We start from the raw sequence: 805 nt of genomic DNA, 5'->3' as shown, positions 1-805 counted from the left end.
ATTTTTGACTCAATCGAACATGCACAAAATTTAGCAACCCAGTGGATGTGGGTATATAATAACGTACGACCTCATAGTTCGATTGGTGGGATTCCACCAAGAAAGCTACTTGAGGCTATTTAAACAATGGAAATTCTATTTTTAGCAAGCGTTAGAAATGGGGGGGATTGCACCAGTATGAGAAGAATATAGCCCTTAAAGCAAGAGACTTTGTAAGGAGTAAGCTGTCTAATGCTAAGGAGATTAAGTTGACCAATCTACAGAGGGGTAAGTACTTTAGAGTGGTTGCTAATGTGTTGGTTGATGGTGTTAGTTTGGAGCAGGAACTGCTTGATAATAAGTTGGCTTATCGTTATGATGGCGGTAGGAAGTTAAGTTGGTGTGAATAATTAGGAAAATAATATGACATTTGTAGAATCTATTAATACTGTAGTATTTAAAAAGTATGCTAACTTTAATGGTAGAGCTTCACGCTCTGAATATTGGTGGTATGCGTTATTTATGTTTTTAATTCAGATATTAGCAATGACACTCTTCTCTAATCTGTATAGCTATCAAGAATATAATCCTATAAAAATAATTATAAGTTTAGCTCTATTTCTTCCAAGTCTTGGGGTTAATATTAGGAGGCTTCATGATACAAATAAATCTGGATGGTGGTTATTATCTCCATTGGCTATTGGCGCTATTTTTGGGGCGCTAGCCTATATACTTACTCTAATAGGAGAAGAAACTTCGGCAATATTTTTAGTAGCAATTAGTATAGGCATTACAAATCTTTATTTGTTTTACTTAATGCTTAAAA

The 805-nt window shown here is 34.5% G+C and carries 3 protein-coding genes; all 3 read left to right on the top strand.

All coding sequences use genetic code 11. The annotated features are described in order from the left end of the window. Positions 1-123, top strand: coding sequence for an integrase core domain-containing protein (locus BTHERMOSOX_RS11720; RefSeq protein ID WP_138121261.1), 123 nt, complete (start codon positions 1-3; stop codon positions 121-123). A gap of 125 nt (positions 124-248) precedes the next feature. Further along, positions 249-389: a hypothetical protein gene (locus BTHERMOSOX_RS12005; RefSeq protein ID WP_346654959.1), complete on the top strand. Its 141-nt coding sequence runs from the start codon at positions 249-251 to the stop codon at positions 387-389. Positions 390-402: 13 nt separating this feature from the next. After that, the coding region (locus tag BTHERMOSOX_RS11710) for a DUF805 domain-containing protein (protein ID WP_138121260.1) at positions 403-805 on the top strand (403 nt) is incomplete at its 3' end.

It is taken from the genome of Bathymodiolus heckerae thiotrophic gill symbiont (assembly GCF_900128515.1).
In the GTDB taxonomy this organism is placed as follows: Bacteria; Pseudomonadota; Gammaproteobacteria; order PS1; family Pseudothioglobaceae; genus Thioglobus_A.
The sequence above is the reverse complement of the archived record's forward strand: the minus strand, read 5'-3'. Positions and strand labels throughout refer to the sequence as shown.